The sequence below is a fragment of the Paracoccus zeaxanthinifaciens ATCC 21588 genome, from assembly GCF_000420145.1.
GTDB classification, from domain to species: domain Bacteria; phylum Pseudomonadota; class Alphaproteobacteria; order Rhodobacterales; family Rhodobacteraceae; genus Paracoccus; species Paracoccus zeaxanthinifaciens.
Genome location: NZ_ATUJ01000002.1, coordinates 20,086 through 35,591 on the forward strand (window position 1 = coordinate 20,086; position 15,506 = coordinate 35,591).

The window sequence follows — 15,506 nt, forward strand, 5'->3', positions numbered from 1 at the left end:
CGTCGCATTCTTCCGAACCGCTGGCATGGGCGCGGGAGCCGTGGCAGTGTCGCGCAACGAACACCAGCGAATGGATGACAGGATGCGCTTCGCCCACGCCGCGACACTGGCCCTCGTGGCTGCCCTTGCCGGTTGCGGCATGCCCTCGAAACGCTCCGCGCAGGAATGCATGGAGCGGGCGATGTATTTCGAATCCATCCGCTCCAGCCGCGACGGGATGATCGCCGTGGGCAGCGTGGTGATGAACCGCGTCAGGTCGCCCGAATATCCCAACAGCGTCTGCGCCGTCGTCGGGCAGAAGAACCAGTTCGCAAGCGGGGTGATGACGCGCAGGATGGACCTGCGCACCGCCCCCCAGATCCGGGGTGCCGCGGCCTCGGTCCTGCGCGGGGAACGCCATCCGCTGGTCGGGCGGGCCGAATTCTTCCATGCCGCAAGCTATCGCGCGGGCTATGACAACATGCATTATGTCGTGACGGCGGGGGGCAACGCCTTCTATGAACGCCGCAAGCCGCATCTGGTCACCCAACCGCGCCCCCTGCCCCCGCTCGAGGGCATCACCGGGCGATAGGGCCACAGATCAGGCCAGCGTCCGCAGCAGCTCCAGCATGCCGACCGCCGGGGCTTGATCCGAGAACTCGGTTTCCCGAAGCCGCTCGGCCAGGATGCGTTGGACGTGCTTCAGGTTGTCGGCGGCAAGGTCCAGCAGATCGCCCTCGCTGTCGATGACGACGCGGTCCTTGCTGGCCGGATCGACAAGCTTCGAGCCGATCCGCCCTTCGATCCAGTCCAGATCCGCCCGATGACGCTCGAACGCGGGCGCAAGAAGGTTGTCGGACAGACCCAGCTTCCGCCTGCCGATCCCGTTCAGGGCCTGAACCCACCGTTCGTTCCGCGCCGGTCGGCCGGGGCCTTCGGTCTCCAGCCCCCCGCCGAATTTTCGCTGGAAGTAGATGAGGGCGACAGCCTCGGCGCTCAGCCCCTCGTTGACCCGCCGGATCTCGTGGTCCTGCAGCGTGACACCCACCAGTTCCGCGAAATCGCGCACGACATCGCCCTGCGGGAAACGGGACGGGTCGAACATCCGAAGCTCGACCCGGTCTTGCCCGAATGCCTGATCGAGACGCTCGACCCGCTTGCGATATTGCGGCCACAGACCCAACGGCTCTATCCGACCGAGGCCGCCCGCCTTCACCCGCTGCTGGAAGGCGCTTTCCATGAAGGAATGCGGTGATCGCAGATACATGACCACCCGCAGTGGCAGATCGAACTGCGCAAGGATATCCCGGAACGCGATGATCCGACCGTCGTCCTGGGGCAGGCTGATCGCCTCGGCAGAAAAAATGCCGATCCCGCTCAGCTCCCGCAGGAAGGCATCGAATTTCTCATATGTCTCGCGCTTCATATCCGTCAGCCTGTCGCCGGATATCCCGAGCTGACGAAACGCGAAGTTATTCTCGGCGTCGGGATTGGTCAGCGCCTCGAAGGCCACGCCGTGGTTCTTGCGCCCCGGATTGAAGTAGCTGACGCCATTCCGACGCAGCCCGAAGAAGGTTTCCTGGATCGAGCTGCTGCCGGTCTTGTGCATGCCTGCGTGAACGATGAGCATCGCGTCGGCCCCTTGAACCCCTGATCGCGCCTTGCCTAGCGGTTGGATGCATGACTGTCGAGACAGCGCCAGTGCACGCACCCCCGAATTTCAACCCCGCGATTGTTTCCCGAGGGCGAACTCTGAAGATCGAATCCGGCGGGTAATCACGGGCGGGGTCGGAACCTATCTCCTGTTCATGAAGACGGACCGGACACGGCCCGCCACCAGAAAGCCAGGAGTTTATAAAATGAAAACCGTCACCTACGCCATCGCCGCCCTCGCCCTTGCCACCGGTGTCGCCCAGGCCAGCAGCTCGGGGCCGATCGGTGGATCGAACCGCGAAGCCCAAACCGCCACGACCGTCGAGGTCGCCGCAGGCAGCGTCATGACCACCCGCGAACTGGTCGATGCGGGCCTGTCCGCCGACGATACGGTCACCGTGACCAAGATCCAGGCCCCCGAAGGCCCGGTCGACAATTCGAGCCACGGCTACTTCTGATCGCCGCGCCGCGATCCGGCCCCGAACCGATGGACCGCCCGCCCCAGACCGGGGCCGGCGGTCCTTTTCATTCCTGCGGTGGTCTTGCGGCCATTCGTCTCCGGCGGTATGTGCGTTACAGTATCACGTAACGGAGACCCCATGCCCCTCGACGACCGCCTGCCCGTCACGATCCTCTCGGGCTTTCTGGGAGCGGGCAAGACGACGCTTCTGAACCGGGTCCTGCACAACCGCGAAGGCCGCCGCGTCGCCGTGATCGTCAACGACATGTCGGATGTGAACATCGACGCGGATCTGATCCGGAACGGCGGCGCGGAACTGAGCCATGCCGAGGAAACGCTGGTCGAGATGTCGAATGGCTGCATCTGCTGCACGCTGCGCGACGACCTGCTGACCGAGGTGCGCCGCCTTGCGAATCAACAGCGCTTCGACCACCTGCTGATCGAAAGCACGGGCATCTCGGAGCCGCTGCCCGTCGCCGCGACATTCGAGTTCCGCGACCAGAAAGGCGACAGCCTGACCGACGTGGCGCGGCTGGACACGATGGTGACGGTCGTCGATGCCATCACGCTGGCCCGCGATTTCGACAGCCAGGACCTTGCGCGCGACCGGGGCGAGGCCGCCGACGAACAGGACCGGCGCAGCATCGTCGATCTGCTGGTCGACCAGATCGAGTTCGCGGACGTGATCGTGCTGAACAAGGCGACCGATGCCGGCCCGGATCGGCTGGCCCTTGCGCAGCGCATCGTTCGCGCGCTGAACCCCGATGCGCAGGTTCTGGCCGCGGATCACGGGCAGGTGGCGGCGGACCGCATCCTGGATACCGGCCTTTTCGATTTCGACCGCGCGCATCTGCATTCGACCTGGGCCAAGGAGCTGCACGGCTTTGCCGATCACACCCCAGAGACCCTCGAATACGGCATCGACAGCTTCACCTATCGCGCGCGCGGGCCCTTCGATCCGAACCGCATCCACGAGGTTCTTGCGGGCGATCTGCCCGGAGTGATCCGCGCCAAGGGTCATCTCTGGATCGCGACGCGGCCCGATTGGCTGGCCGAGTTCTCGTTGGCAGGGACGATGGCCAGCATACGCCCGTCGGGGACGTGGTGGGCGGCGGTGCCACGCGACCGCTGGCCGGACCATGCGCAGGCGCGGGATTACCTGGACCGCCATTGGTCCGAACCTTTCGGCGACCGGCGGCAAGAGCTGGTCTTCATCGGCATCGCGATGGACCGGGCCGCGATCACGGCGGCGCTGGACGGCGCATTGCTGCAAGGCGTCGACCGCCTGCGCCCGAAGGAATGGGCCGCCCTGCCCGACCCCTTCCCGGAATGGAGGATCGCGTGATGCAGGCGACCGACCGGAACACGCGTAGCCAGCTGCGCCAACGCCGCAGGACCGTCGATCCGATGGCGGAATACGACCGCCTGCCCGGGCAGTTGCGCGACTGGCTGGCCCATGCGGCGCTGCCCTGGTCGCCGCGCTCGGCGTTGCGGTTGTGGCAGAAGGCGCTGCGCGAGGGGCGCGGCGATGTCGATCTTGCGCGCAGCTATCTTGCGCAGGTCGAGAACCGGCAGCTGCGCCGCGATACCGCGGGCCTCTATGGCAGCGATCACCCCGCGGCTTGATCGCGGTCCTGCAGGATCTCGGCCAGCCAGTCCAGAAAGACCGCCAGCCGCCGCAGCCCCGAGCTGCGCGTCAGGAACAGCGCCGTGATGTCCAGCGGCGCGGCCTCCAGCCGGTCGGGGAACAGCTCGACCAGGCGCCCCTCGGCGATGTCGCGGGCCACCATGAAATCAGAGAAGCGGGCGATCCCCATGCCCCCGATCACGAGGCTGCGCACCGCCTCTCCGTTCGCGGCGCTGACGGCGGCGGGCACGGCGACGGGGGCGTCCAACCCGCGAAAACGCAGCGTGTTGATGTGATCGGGCGCGGTGAAACGCACCTGCGACAGGCGCGCCAGATCGGCAGGTTCGCGCGGCCAGCCGTGCCGGTCCAGATAATCCGGCGCGGCGCACAGCTTCCACGGCGCGCGGCCAAGCGGGCGATGCAGCAGGTCGCTGTCGGCAAGGGGGCCGAAGCGGATCGCGATGTCGGCCCTGCTCTCGATCAGGTCGACGGTTCGGTCGGTCATGTCCAGCGTCACCTCGACCAGCGGGTGGCGGGCGTGGAATTCGGCCAGGCGCGGCGCGATCACGTGCAGGACGAAGGGCACCGGCGCGTTGACGCGCAGCGGACCGCGCGGCGTCCGGCTGCCCTGCGCCAGATCGGCCAGCGCCTCGGTCTGGCGCACGATCTCCTGCGCCAATTGCAGCAGCTGGCGGCCTTCGGGCGTCAGCTCGATCGCGCGGGTCGAGCGGCGCAGCAGGCTGACATGCAGCAACTCCTCGAGCCGCGTGACCGTCCGGCTGAGGGTCGAGGGCGCGACGCCCAGCCTGCGCCCGGCCTCGGCGAAGCCGCCGCCTTCGACCACGGCGACGAAGACCGCAAGGTCGCGCGTCTGTGGCAATTCGTGCATCCGGCGCAAAGCCCCTTTGCCAAACCTTCCGTTCACGCAAAGACCTAGCGCATCCATCTTGGCCGCGAAAGACGCTTTGGAAGGAGCAGACGACATGACGATCCGAAATATCGGCCCCGCCGCGATCCCCAGCCTGGGGCTGGGAACCTTCAGGATGGATGCGGGCGAGGCGCGCGAGATCACCAAGGCCGCGCTGGCCGAAGGGTACCGCCATATCGACACCGCGCAGGCCTACGAGAACGAGGCCGAGGTCGGCGAGGGCATCCGCGCCGCCGACACCCCGCGCGACCGGATCTTCCTGACGACCAAGATCCTGCCGCGCGACTTCGCCGCCGCCGATTTCCGCAAGGCGACCGAGGCAAGCCTGCGCGCACTTGGGACCGATCACATCGACCTGCTGCTGCTGCACTGGCCGTCCAGGGACATTCCCCTGTCCGAGACGCTGCCCGTGCTGGACGCGCTGATCGACGAGGGCAAGGTCCGGTTCGGCGGCGTGTCGAACTTCACCACCGCCATGCTGGCCGAGGCACAGGGGATCATGCGCGCGCCCATCGCCACGAACCAGGTCGAGATGCATCCCTTCATCGACCAGACCCGCCTGCGGTCCTTCATGCAGGATGCGGGCATCCCGCTGACCGCCTATGCCCCGCTGGCGCAGGGGCGCGTCATGCAGGACGACACGATGGCCGCCATCGCCGAGGCCCACGACACCACCGCCGCCGCGATCGCGGTCGCGTGGCTGCTGTCCAAGCCGGGCATGATCGCCCTGCCGAAGACCGCCAAGGCGTCGCGGCTGGCCGGCAACCTGCGTGCCGCCGAAATCGTGCTGACCGCCGACGAAATCGCGCGCATCGACGCGCTTGCAGGCCCCGATGGCCGGATCGTCGCGCCCGAGACGCTGGCCCCCGACTGGGACGACTGATCAGGCGGGCTTCATCGCCCTCAGGACGGCACGCGCCGCCGTCACGACCGGGTCGTGCGTCTCGCGCAGGATCTCGACCCGGTCGAAGCGGTCGGGATCGCGGGTGACGGCCTCGCGCAGCGATTGACCGAAGGCCATGCGCAGTTCGGTCCCGATATTGAACTTGCAGATGGCCGAACCCCGCGCCAGGGCGGTGCGCTGCGCCACCGGCACGCCCGATCCGCCGTGGATCACCAGGGGCACATCGGTCACGGCCTCGATCGCGCGGATGCGGCCCTCGTCCAGGCCGCCCTCCTTCTGCCGCTGCAGATGGACATTGCCGACCGAGATGGCCATCGCGTCCACGCCGGTTTCCCGGGCAAAGCGCGCGGCCTCGTCCGGGTCGGTCCCGGCGGAATCGTCGCCGCCGGAATAGCCGACAAAGCCGATCTCGCCCTCGCAGGACACGCCCGCCGCATGGGCCATCTGCACGATCTCTCGGGTCTGGGCGATGTTCTCGTCCAGGGGTTTGCGCGATCCGTCGAACATGACCGAGGTGAAGCCGCACGCGATCGCCTCGCGACATTCCTCGACGGTATAGCCGTGATCCAGATGCGCCACGACGGGGACCGAGGCGTGCTGCGCAAGGTGCCGGAACATCGCGCCCAGCACCGGCAGCGGCGTATGCGCGCGACAGCCGGGGCCGGCCTGAAGGATCACGGGGCAATCCTCGGCCTCGGCGGCGGCGACGAAGGCGCGCATGTCCTCCCACCCAAGGGTCACGAGGCCCGCGACCGCATATCCGCCCCGCAGCGCCGGTTGCAGCACGTCGGCAAGGGTCACGAGGCTCATTTGAACTTGCTCACCATGTCCATGATGCCGGGGATCGTGTGCAACTGATGCGCATGGGTCGGCTGAAAATATTGCTTCAGGCTGCGCTGGCTGAGGCCGCCGAGGATGGTGAAGTAATACATCTGGTAACCCGGCAGCACCGCGCAGGGGTGATAGCCCTTGTCGAGGCAGATCGTCGATCCGTCCACGATGTGATAGGCATCGCCCGGCTTGCCGTCCTCGCGCTGGAGCATCTGGACCCCCGAGCCGTAATTCGGCTTGAAGCGGAAATTGTAAGTCTCGTCATGGCGCGTTTCGGCCATGCTGCCATCGTCGGCCTTGCGGTCGGTGTCGTGCTTGTGGCTGGGAAAGCCGGACCAGCCCCCCTCGCCCACAGTGAACAGTTCCGAGACCAGCAGGCGGCCCACACGGTCATGATGGTTCGACCCCAGGATGTGCTTGATCTTGCGGTGGGTCTTGGTGTCGTCGGACCCGTATTGCACCACGTCCAGATCGGCGGCGCGGACGTCGAAGGGCTCCAGCACGCGGTCGTATTTCGCGCCCGCGACGAAGATCTCGGCCTGCGGCGACTTGCAGCTCAGCCGGACCTTCGCCCCGACCGGGACATAGACGCCCTCGGGCTCTCCGTCCCAGACATCCTCGGTCCGGTTGCCCAGATCGGGGTAATGCGCGCCATCGACCGCGACATCGACGGTGCCCGTCGCGGGCACGACGCAGGTCTCGTAACCCGGCACGGCATAGTCGAAATGCTGGCCCTGCGTCAGCTTCACAATGTTGAAATAGTTCAGCGGAACCAGCGCGTCATCGACATCGACGATGGGTTCGTTCCGGTTATCATAGGGGGCGATATGCATGGGTCTTTCCTTCAGCAATCCGTCGCGCCCGGATGGGCGGCCAGGAATTCGTTCAATCCTTGGGTGTCGGGCATGGCGGGCGCGCAGCCGGGGCGCGACACCACGATCGAGGCGCAGGCCGAACCGCGCAGCACGGCCTCGCGCAGGGGGCGGCCATCGGCGATGCCCGCCAGCAGCCCTGCCATGAAGCTGTCGCCCGCGCCGTTGGGCTTGATCGCGGTCACCGGGAAGATGCCGGTGCGGATCTCCTGCCCGTCTGCAAAGGTGATCGCGCCTTGGTGGCCCATCTTGTAGACGACCAGCTTGCCTTGGGCCGCCAGTTCGCGCGCCTTGGCCAGCCCCTTGTCGATCCCGCCCGCCATGAAGCCGAATTCCTCGTCATTGCCGACGATCATGTCGCTTTCGGCGCCGGCCCGCGACAGGACCTGCGCCGCGACCTCGGGCGAGGGCCAGGAATAGGGGCGATAGTCGATGTCGAAGATGATCGGCAGCCCGGCCCGACGGGCCAGGTCGAAGGCGTGGAACGTCGCCTCGCGCGCGGGGTCGGCGGCAAAAACGGTGCCCGCGGTGATCAGCGCCCCGAAATCGGCGTAGTCGACGCGCTCGACATCCTGCGGCGTCACCTGGAAATCGACGGCGCCGTTGCGATAGATAACGTTCTGGAAACCCTCGATCCGGCTTTCATAGACCGCCAGCGACAGGCGGTATTCGCCCCCCACCACCTGCAGATAGGTCGTGTCGACCCCGTAATGCCGCAGCCGGTTGACGGCAAAGCGCCCGACCGCGTCGTCCGATACGCTGGTCACCAGCGCCGCGCGGCAGCCCAGCTTGACCAGACCCGCGCAGATATTGGCCGAGGAGCCGCCCAGATCGGCCTGGAACATCCCGGCATCTTCCGATTTCACGCCCGGCGTTGCGGCGAACAGGTCCATCCCCGCCCGCCCGAAGACCACGAAGCTGCGCTTCGCGATGGCGTCCAGAAGCGCCTGCATCAGACGCCCCTCCGCTGGTTCGCGCGGCCCGATTCCCAGTCCAGATGCGCCTGGTGCACCTTGTCGCTGTCGGTGACATGAGGGGTGCCGACCTCCCACCAGGCATGGCCCTGCTTGGTCCAACCCTCGTAGGCATCGACGTTCATCACGATGACATAGGTCCGGTCGCTGGCCTTGGCGCGCTTGAAGGCTTCGGCCAGTTCGGCGGGGTTTTCCACCCGCTCGGCGGTGGCGCCCATCGCCGCGGCATGGGCCGCGAAATCGACGCCGAAGGGGCGGGTCACGGTCGGGCAATCCGCAATCAGGTTGTTGAAGCTGTCATTACCGGTGTTGTTCTGCAGCTTGTTGATGACCGCGAAGCCGCCATTGTCCAACAGCATCACGATCAGCTTCTTGTCGCTAAGGACCGAGCTGTAGATGTCAGAGTTCAGCATCAGATAGGAGCCGTCGCCGCAGAAGGTGATGGTGTCCTGATCCGGTTCCTGCTGCGCCTGCGCGATGCGCGCGCCCCATGCGCCCGCGATTTCATAACCCATGCAGCTGAAACCGAATTCGACATCGACCGTGCCGATGTCCAGCGTCCGCCAGTTGGCCGTGACCTCGGCGGGCAGACCGCCTGCCGCCGCCACGATCCGGTCGCGGCTGTCGCACAGCGCGTTCACCACGCCGATGGCCTGGGCATAGCTGTTCGGCCCGTTCCCCGCGCGGGTGTTCTCGGCCACGTAATCGTTCCAGCTTGCGCGTTCGGCCTTGGCAAATTCCACCCATTCGGTCGGGGCGCGGTATCCGCCCAGGGCCGCCCGCAGCGCGATCAGCGACAGCTTCGCATCGCCCACCACGGGCAGCGACAGGTGCTTGCTGGCATCGTGCCGCGCCGCGTTCACCGACACGAAGCGCGCGTCCTGCGCGAAAGCCGTCCAGGACCCGGTGGTGAAGTCCTGAAGCCGCGTGCCGACCGCCAGGATCACGTCGGCCTTCGCCGCGATGGCGTTGGCGCTGTCGGATCCGGTGACCCCGATCGGCCCGATATTCAGCGGGTGTGCGTCCAGCATGTTGGCGCGGCCCGCGATGGTCTCGACCACCGGGATGTCGTGCGCCTCGGCCAGGGCGGTCAGTTCGGCCACCGCGCGGGAATACTGCACGCCCCCGCCCGCGATGATCATGGGACGCTTGGCGCCAGACAACAGCGCGATCGCATCCGCGATCTCTGCCTGGTCCGGGGTCTGGCGGCGGATGCGATGGACCTTCTTCTCGAAGAACACCGCCGGATAATCGTAGGTCCAGCCCTGCACATCCTGATGCAGCCCAATGAAGGCGGGCCCGCAATCGGCCGGGTCCAGCATCGTCGCCAGCGCGTTCGGCAGCGATTGCAGGATCTGCGCGGGATGCGCGATCCGGTCCCAGTACCGCGTCACCGGCTTGAAGGCGTCGTTCACGCCGAAGGTGGGGTCGTTGAAATTCTCCATCTGCTGCAGGACGGGATCGGGCAGGCGCGTCACGAAGCTGTCGCCGCACAGCAGCAGCATCGGCAGCCGGTTGGCATGGGCCAGCGCCGCCGCGGTCAGCAGGTTCGAAGTGCCCGGTCCCGCCGATGCCGTGCAGAACATGAACCGCTGGCGCAGCCACTGCTTGGCATAGCCTGCGGCGGCAAAGCCCATGCTCTGTTCGTTCTGGCCGCGATACAGCGGCAGTTCCTCGCGCATGGTGTTCAGCGCCTCGCCCAGGCAGGTTACATTGCCGTGGCCGAAGATGCCGAAACCGCCGCCGCAGACGCGATGCTCGGCCCCGTCGATCTGGATATACTGGTTCGCCAGCCAGCGGATGATGGCCTGCGCCGTGGTCAGGCGGATGGTCGGTTGGGTCATGGTGCTGGCCTCGTTAATCTTGCAGCCTTGGGGTGATTGCATCTTGCAGGTGGTCGAATCTGACGATACAACTTTTGCAACCGGTTGCAATTTGATTTTCGGGGAGGGGACGAAAGTTGCGCGAAATCGGAATTGGAATTCTTGGCGGCGGCTACATGGGCAAGGCGCATTCTGTCGCGATGGCGGCGGTGGGCGCGGTCTTTGCCACGACGCTGCGGCCACGACTGGAGATGATCTGCGCCTCGCGCCCGGAGAGCGCGGAACGATACCGGCGCGAATACGGCTTTGCCCGCGCGACGGCGGATTGGCGCGAACTGGTGAACGACCCCCGGGTCGAGGCCATCGTGATCGCCACGCCGCAGGACACGCACCGCCAGATCGCCGAGGCCGCCTTTGCCCTTGGCAAGCCGGTCTTCTGCGAAAAACCCCTGGGCGCCGGGCTGGAGGACAGCTGCGCGATGGTCGCCGCCGCCGAGGCCAGCGGCCAGGCCAACATGGTCGGCTTCAACTATATCCGCACGCCCGCCAGCCAATATGCGCGCAAGCTTATCGCGGATGGCGTCATCGGCCAGGTGACCATGTTCCGCGGCGAACATACCGAGGATTTCTATGCCGATCCGCAGGCCCCCGCGACATGGCGCACGACGGGCATGGCGAACGGCACCATGGGCGATCTGGCCCCGCACATGATCAACGGCGCCCTTGCCCTGCTGGGCCCGATCAGCAGCGTCATGGCCGAGATCGAGACCGTCCACCCCACCCGCCCCGGCGGCGAGGTGACGAATGACGACCACGCCCAGATGATGGTGCGCTTCGACAATGGCGCGATGGGGCAGATGTATTTCTCGCGCATCGCGACGGGTCGCAAGATGGGCTATGCCTATGAAATCTCGGGAACCAAGGGCGCGATCCGCTTCGATCAGGAAGACCAGAACGCGATCTGGCTGTACCGGATGGAGGGGGACGAGGCGATGCGCGGCTTCACCAAGATCCTGACCGGCCCCGCGCATCCCGACTATCAGCCCTTCTGCCTGGGGCCGGGTCACGGCACCGGATACCAGGACCAGATCATCATCGAGGCCCGCGATTTCCTGAAGGCGATCGAGACGGGGCACCCCGTCTGGCCGACCTTCCGCGACGGGCTGGAGGTGACGCGCGTCGTCCAGGCCGCCCTGCGATCCGCCAGCGACCGCCGCTGGATCGACATTCAAGACATCTGATCACCGGAGAACACCAGATGAGCATTCGTATCGGAAACGCGCCCTGCAGCTGGGGTGTGGAATTTGCCGGCGACCCGCGCAATCCCGACTGGCGGCAGGTGCTGAAGGAATGCGCCCAGGCCGGCTACAAGGGGATCGAGCTTGGCCCCGTCGGCTTCATGCCCGAAGACCCCGCGGTGCTTGCCGATGCGCTGGCCGAACATGACCTGCAACTGATCGGCGGCGTGGTCTTCCGCCCCTATCACGACCCCGCTTCCTGGGACGAGGTGCTGGACGCCACCCACCGCACCGCCCGCGCGCTGAAGGCGCATGGCGCGCAGCACATGGTGCTGATCGATTCCATCTCGCCGCGCCGCGCGCCGACCGCCGGACGCGCCTCCGAGGCCGAGCAGATGGACCGCGCCGAATGGCAGTCCTTCCGCGACCGCATCGCGGAATCCGCCCGCATCGGCACCGAGGAATACGGCCTGACCGTCGGCATCCACGCCCATGCCGCGGGCTTCATGGATTTCGAACCCGAACTGGAACGCCTGCTGGACGAGGTCGACGAAAAGATCCTGAAGATCTGCTTCGACACCGGCCACCATTCATATGCGGGCTTCGATCCCATCGCCTTCATGAAGCGCCACATGGATCGCATTTCCTACATGCATTTCAAGGATATCGATCCGAAAGTGAAGGCTTCGGTGATCCAGAACCGCACCGGCTTCTACGACGCCTGCGGTCAGGGCATCTTCTGCAGGCTGGGCCAGGGCGATGTCGATTTCCCGGCGGTCCGGCAGGTGCTGCTGGATGCGGGCTTCCAGGGCTGGTGCACGGTCGAACAGGATTGCGATCCGACCATGGACGTGACCCCCATGGAGGACAGCCGCGCCAATCGCGAATACCTTGAATCAATCGGCTTCAAATAGGGGGCAGGCCATGACGAAACTGAAATGGGGCATGATCGGCGGCGGCGAAGGCAGCCAGATCGGCCCGGCGCACCGTCTGGGCGCCCTTGCCGACAGCCGCTTCGACTTTGTGGCGGGCGCGCTGGACCACCGCCCCGAGATCGGGCGCGAATATGCGACCCGACTGGGCATCGCCGCCGACCGCGCCTATGGCGGCTGGCAAGAGATGCTGGAGGGTGAGCGCAACCGCGACGACCGCATCGATCTGGTGACCGTCGCCACGCCCAACTCGACCCATTTCGAGATCACCAAGGCGTTCCTGCAGGCCGGCTTCAACGTGCTGTGCGAAAAGCCGATGACCATGACCGTCGAGGAGGGCGAAGAGATCGTCCGCATCGCCCGCGACACGGGCAAGATCTGTGCGGTGAACTACTGCTACTCGGCCTATCCGATGGTCCGGCAGGCCCGCGCGATGGTCCGCAACGGAGAGATCGGCAAGGTCCGGCTGGTGGTCACGAACTTCAGCCACGGCCATCACGGCGATGCGACCGATGCGGACAATCCGCGCGTCCGCTGGCGCTATGACCCGGCGATGGCGGGGGTGTCGGGGCAGTTCGCGGATTGCGGCATCCACGCGCTGCACATGGCCAGCTTCATCGCCGACGATCAGGTCGAGCGGCTGTCGGCGGATTTCGCCTCGACCATTCCCAGCCGGGAACTGGAAGACGACGCCATGGTCAACTTCCGGATGGAGGGCGGCACGGTCGGGCGTCTCTGGACATCCTCGGTCGCGATCGGGCGTCAGCACGGCTTCGACATCCAGGTCTTCGGCGAAACCGGCGGGCTGCGTTGGGCATCGGAACAGCCGAACCAGCTGATCCATACCCCCGTCGGCGGTCGCACGCAGATCATCGAGAAGGGCGAAGGCGGCCTGCACGCCGATGCGCAGCGTCTCAGCCGCGTGGCCATCGCCCATCCCGAAGGCTTCCCGCTGGCGGTGGCGAACATCTATTGCGATCTGGCCGACGCCATCGCGGGCCATGACCGCGACGGGTTGCCCCTTGCGGCGGATGGCGTGCGGTCGATGGCGGCGGTCCATGCAGCCGTGGCATCCGCCAAGCGGCAGGGCGAATGGGTCGAGGCCCGCCCCTCGATCTTCCGATGAACGATGCGGGCGGTCCTTCGGGGCCGCCCCACCCCGGTTACGGCAGCGGGCGCAGGGTCTTGCGCTCGACGATGCTGCAGGGGAACAGCCGCGCCTCGGGATAGCGGTCGGGATCGTCCATCGTCGCCACCATCAGCTCGATCGAGGAATTCACGATCTCGCGGATGGGCTGGCGGATGGTCGTCAGGGCGATGTTTTCCCAGCCCGCGACCTCCATGTCGTTCAGGCCCAGGATGCCGATATCGTCCGGCACCGACAGGCCCGCATCCGCGATGGCCGAGATCGCCCCGATGGACAGTACGTCGTCACCGCAGAAATAGGCCTGCGCGGGCCGATCCTTCAGCAGTTGCTGCATCCGTTCGCGCCCGGCCTCGAAGCTGTAGGCGCGGGCATGGCTGCAGGTGACGCGCACGTCCGGATGCGCCGCCAGTTCGGACAGGAACCCCGCCTGCCGGTCCTGGGTCGAGGTCGCGGCCTCGGGTCCGCCCAGAAAGGCCAGATCGACATAGCCCCGCGCAATCAGCGTCCGCGCCGCCATGCGCCCGCATTCCACGTTGTCGATCCCCACGACATGCACGTCCGGGGCGCTGGAATATCGCCCGAAGGCGTTGACCACCGGGACGCCCGCATCGCGGAACGCCTGCGAGAATTCGGGCGGCAGGGTCGATGACGCGACCATCACCGCATCCACCGAATACTGCCGCAGCATCCGGACCGAGTTCGCGGGCTCCACCTCGTCGGTCAGGTTGACCAGCAGGGGGCGCAGGCCCCGCGCCTGCAGGCCGCGCGTGAACTGGTCGAAGATCGACAGGAAGATCGGGTTGTGGAAGTTGTTCGACACCAGCCCGATCATCCGCGTCCGCCCCGTCGTCAGCGACGAGGCCAGCGCGTTCGGGCTGTAGCCCAGATCCCTTGCGGCCTTCTCGACCTTGCGGCGGGTCTTGTCGCTGACCGAGGCGCCGGGCGTGAAGGCGCGCGACACGGCCGAGCGGCTGACGCCCGCGCGTTCCGCGACCTCTTTCAATGTGACGACCATGCCGGCTCCGCTGCGATTTGGCATTCCGATACCCTGTCTGTGCAGCTTTGGACATTAGATTTCGCGCGTCCATATTGCAACCGGTTGCAATATGACGTGACGTGTGGTTATCTTTTCTGCGGAGGATGGGCCGAACGGCCTGCCTGAACGAATCTGGGAGGGTTCAATGAAGAGAACGGTTCGCACGCTTCTGATCGCCGCCGCGATCGCCCCTGCCCCCGTTGCCGCCATGGCCGAGGGCGAGAAATACATCCTTGTCAGCCACGCCCCCGACAGCGACAGCTGGTGGAACACCATCAAGAACGGCATCGCCCTGGCCGGCGAGCAGCTGGATGTCGAGGTCGAATACCGCAACCCGCCCACCGGCGACATCGCGGACATGGCGCGCATCATCGAACAGGCCGCAGCCTCGGGGCCGAACGGCATCATCACCACGCTGGCCGATTACGACGTGCTGAAGCAGCCGATCATGGATGCCGTGGCCTCGGGCGTGGACGTGATCATCATGAACACCGGCAGCGGCGATCAGGCCCGCGAGGTCGGCGCCCTGATGTATGTGGGCCAGCCCGAATACGACGCGGGCTTTGCCGCCGGGCAGCGCGCCAAGGGCGACGGGATCGAAAGCTTCCTCTGCGTGAACCACGCCATCCAGCAGCCGACCCTGGCCGAACGCTGCCAGGGCTTTGCCGACGGGCTGGGGATCGAGCTGGGCACCTCGATGCTGGACAGCGGCGCCGACCCCGCGGAAATCAAGAACCGCGTGCAGGCCTACCTGTCCGCAAATCCCGACACCGACGCGATCCTGACGCTCGGGCCCGTCTCGGCCGATCCGACCCTGCTGGCGCTGGAGGAAAACGGCATGGCGGGCGACATCTATTTCGGCACCTTCGACCTGGGCGAGGAAATCGTGAAGGCGATCAAGTCCGGCGTCATCGAATGGGGCATCGACCAGCAGCCCTTCCTGCAGGCCTATCTGCCGGTCGTGATCATGACCAACTATCACCGCTATGGCGTGCTTCCGGGCAACAACATCAATGCGGGTCCGGGCTTCGTGACCGCAGAGGGCCTCGAGAAGATCGAGCAGTTCGCCGGCGAGTATCGCTGAGCCGCGACGATCCGGGCG

General features: G+C 66.5%; 16 protein-coding genes. 9 read left to right on the top strand and 7 right to left on the bottom strand.

Annotated features, from left to right (window positions below):
• The first annotated feature begins 82 nt into the window (after positions 1–82).
• Positions 83–571, top strand: coding sequence for a cell wall hydrolase (locus F804_RS0101970; protein WP_022706062.1), 489 nt, complete (start codon positions 83–85; stop codon positions 569–571).
• Positions 572–580: 9 nt separating this feature from the next.
• Here the strand turns inward: F804_RS0101970 and F804_RS0101975 are convergent, their stop codons facing one another.
• The gene (locus tag F804_RS0101975) at positions 581–1,609 is read right to left on the bottom strand and encodes a sulfotransferase family protein (RefSeq protein WP_022706063.1); all 1,029 of its coding nucleotides are present in this window, start codon (positions 1,607–1,609) and stop codon (positions 581–583) included.
• Positions 1,610–1,838: 229 nt separating this feature from the next.
• Here F804_RS0101975 and F804_RS0101980 point away from each other — a divergent pair, with 229 nt between their 5' ends.
• The 3 genes from F804_RS0101980 to F804_RS0101990 all read left to right on the top strand — a co-directional run bounded on the left by F804_RS0101980 (position 1,839) and on the right by F804_RS0101990 (position 3,718).
• Entirely contained in the window at positions 1,839–2,090 is a 252-nt protein-coding gene (locus F804_RS0101980; protein WP_022706064.1) for a hypothetical protein, read from the top strand.
• Positions 2,091–2,231: 141 nt separating this feature from the next.
• Complete coding sequence (locus tag F804_RS0101985) at positions 2,232–3,437, top strand: GTP-binding protein (protein ID WP_022706065.1); 1,206 nt, start codon at positions 2,232–2,234, stop codon at positions 3,435–3,437.
• Positions 3,422–3,718: a DUF6525 family protein gene (locus F804_RS0101990; RefSeq protein WP_022706066.1), complete on the top strand. Its 297-nt coding sequence runs from the start codon at positions 3,422–3,424 to the stop codon at positions 3,716–3,718. Before F804_RS0101985 ends, F804_RS0101990 begins: the two co-directional genes overlap by 16 nt.
• On the opposite strand, the gene F804_RS0101995 is transcribed toward F804_RS0101990, so the two are convergent.
• On the bottom strand, positions 3,703–4,608 hold the full coding sequence (locus F804_RS0101995) for a LysR family transcriptional regulator (protein ID WP_022706067.1): 906 nt from the start codon (positions 4,606–4,608) through the stop codon (positions 3,703–3,705). The genes F804_RS0101990 and F804_RS0101995 overlap by 16 nt on opposite strands.
• Before the next feature lie 94 nt (positions 4,609–4,702).
• Between F804_RS0101995 and F804_RS0102000 the strand changes: the two genes are divergently transcribed.
• A complete protein-coding gene (locus F804_RS0102000; protein ID WP_022706068.1) occupies positions 4,703–5,530 on the top strand; it encodes an aldo/keto reductase in 828 nt (275 codons plus the stop codon).
• Here the strand turns inward: F804_RS0102000 and F804_RS0102005 are convergent, their stop codons facing one another.
• From F804_RS0102005 to iolD, 4 genes are read right to left on the bottom strand one after another with little or no spacing between them, the layout of a single operon-like run.
• Positions 5,531–6,361 (bottom strand): class II fructose-bisphosphate aldolase, encoded by an 831-nt coding sequence (locus tag F804_RS0102005; RefSeq protein ID WP_022706069.1) that lies wholly within the window; start codon positions 6,359–6,361, stop codon positions 5,531–5,533.
• Complete coding sequence (locus F804_RS0102010; RefSeq protein ID WP_022706070.1) at positions 6,358–7,215, bottom strand: 5-deoxy-glucuronate isomerase; 858 nt, start codon at positions 7,213–7,215, stop codon at positions 6,358–6,360. The genes F804_RS0102005 and F804_RS0102010 overlap by 4 nt, the downstream gene beginning before the upstream one ends.
• Positions 7,216–7,226: 11 nt before the next feature.
• The gene (gene iolC, locus F804_RS0102015) at positions 7,227–8,207 is read right to left on the bottom strand and encodes a 5-dehydro-2-deoxygluconokinase (protein WP_022706071.1); all 981 of its coding nucleotides are present in this window, start codon (positions 8,205–8,207) and stop codon (positions 7,227–7,229) included.
• The gene (gene iolD / locus F804_RS0102020; RefSeq protein WP_022706072.1) at positions 8,207–10,072 is read right to left on the bottom strand and encodes a 3D-(3,5/4)-trihydroxycyclohexane-1,2-dione acylhydrolase (decyclizing); all 1,866 of its coding nucleotides are present in this window, start codon (positions 10,070–10,072) and stop codon (positions 8,207–8,209) included. The genes iolC and iolD overlap by 1 nt, the downstream gene beginning before the upstream one ends.
• A 116-nt stretch (positions 10,073–10,188) precedes the next feature.
• Here iolD and F804_RS0102025 point away from each other — a divergent pair, with 116 nt between their 5' ends.
• Genes F804_RS0102025 through F804_RS0102035 form a run of 3 tightly spaced genes read left to right on the top strand, consistent with a single transcriptional unit; the run spans position 10,189 to position 13,347 of the window.
• Positions 10,189–11,292, top strand: coding sequence for a Gfo/Idh/MocA family protein (locus tag F804_RS0102025; protein WP_022706073.1), 1,104 nt, complete (start codon positions 10,189–10,191; stop codon positions 11,290–11,292).
• Positions 11,293–11,309: 17 nt separating this feature from the next.
• Positions 11,310–12,203, top strand: coding sequence for a sugar phosphate isomerase/epimerase family protein (locus tag F804_RS0102030; RefSeq protein ID WP_022706074.1), 894 nt, complete (start codon positions 11,310–11,312; stop codon positions 12,201–12,203).
• A gap of 10 nt (positions 12,204–12,213) precedes the next feature.
• Positions 12,214–13,347 (top strand): Gfo/Idh/MocA family protein, encoded by a 1,134-nt coding sequence (locus F804_RS0102035; RefSeq protein WP_022706075.1) that lies wholly within the window; start codon positions 12,214–12,216, stop codon positions 13,345–13,347.
• A gap of 37 nt (positions 13,348–13,384) precedes the next feature.
• Here the strand turns inward: F804_RS0102035 and F804_RS0102040 are convergent, their stop codons facing one another.
• Positions 13,385–14,383, bottom strand: coding sequence for a LacI family DNA-binding transcriptional regulator (locus F804_RS0102040; protein ID WP_022706076.1), 999 nt, complete (start codon positions 14,381–14,383; stop codon positions 13,385–13,387).
• Positions 14,384–14,549: 166 nt separating this feature from the next.
• Here F804_RS0102040 and F804_RS0102045 point away from each other — a divergent pair, with 166 nt between their 5' ends.
• Complete coding sequence (locus F804_RS0102045) at positions 14,550–15,488, top strand: sugar ABC transporter substrate-binding protein (protein WP_022706077.1); 939 nt, start codon at positions 14,550–14,552, stop codon at positions 15,486–15,488.
• The last annotated feature ends 18 nt before the right edge of the window (positions 15,489–15,506 follow it).

Coding starts and splice junctions, on each gene's coding strand:
- F804_RS0101990 (WP_022706066.1), top strand. CDS start 3,422: ATGGAGGATCGCGTGATGCAGGCGACCGACCGGAACACGCGTAGCCAG.
- F804_RS0101975 (WP_022706063.1), bottom strand. CDS start 1,609: ATGCTCATCGTTCACGCAGGCATGCACAAGACCGGCAGCAGCTCGATC.
- iolC (WP_022706071.1), bottom strand. CDS start 8,207: ATGCAGGCGCTTCTGGACGCCATCGCGAAGCGCAGCTTCGTGGTCTTC.
- F804_RS0102040 (WP_022706076.1), bottom strand. CDS start 14,383: ATGGTCGTCACATTGAAAGAGGTCGCGGAACGCGCGGGCGTCAGCCGC.
- F804_RS0102000 (WP_022706068.1), top strand. CDS start 4,703: ATGACGATCCGAAATATCGGCCCCGCCGCGATCCCCAGCCTGGGGCTG.
- F804_RS0102030 (WP_022706074.1), top strand. CDS start 11,310: ATGAGCATTCGTATCGGAAACGCGCCCTGCAGCTGGGGTGTGGAATTT.
- iolD (WP_022706072.1), bottom strand. CDS start 10,072: ATGACCCAACCGACCATCCGCCTGACCACGGCGCAGGCCATCATCCGC.
- F804_RS0101995 (WP_022706067.1), bottom strand. CDS start 4,608: ATGCACGAATTGCCACAGACGCGCGACCTTGCGGTCTTCGTCGCCGTG.
- F804_RS0102005 (WP_022706069.1), bottom strand. CDS start 6,361: ATGAGCCTCGTGACCCTTGCCGACGTGCTGCAACCGGCGCTGCGGGGC.
- F804_RS0102035 (WP_022706075.1), top strand. CDS start 12,214: ATGACGAAACTGAAATGGGGCATGATCGGCGGCGGCGAAGGCAGCCAG.
- F804_RS0102010 (WP_022706070.1), bottom strand. CDS start 7,215: ATGCATATCGCCCCCTATGATAACCGGAACGAACCCATCGTCGATGTC.
- F804_RS0102045 (WP_022706077.1), top strand. CDS start 14,550: ATGAAGAGAACGGTTCGCACGCTTCTGATCGCCGCCGCGATCGCCCCT.
- F804_RS0101980 (WP_022706064.1), top strand. CDS start 1,839: ATGAAAACCGTCACCTACGCCATCGCCGCCCTCGCCCTTGCCACCGGT.
- F804_RS0101985 (WP_022706065.1), top strand. CDS start 2,232: ATGCCCCTCGACGACCGCCTGCCCGTCACGATCCTCTCGGGCTTTCTG.
- F804_RS0101970 (WP_022706062.1), top strand. CDS start 83: ATGCGCTTCGCCCACGCCGCGACACTGGCCCTCGTGGCTGCCCTTGCC.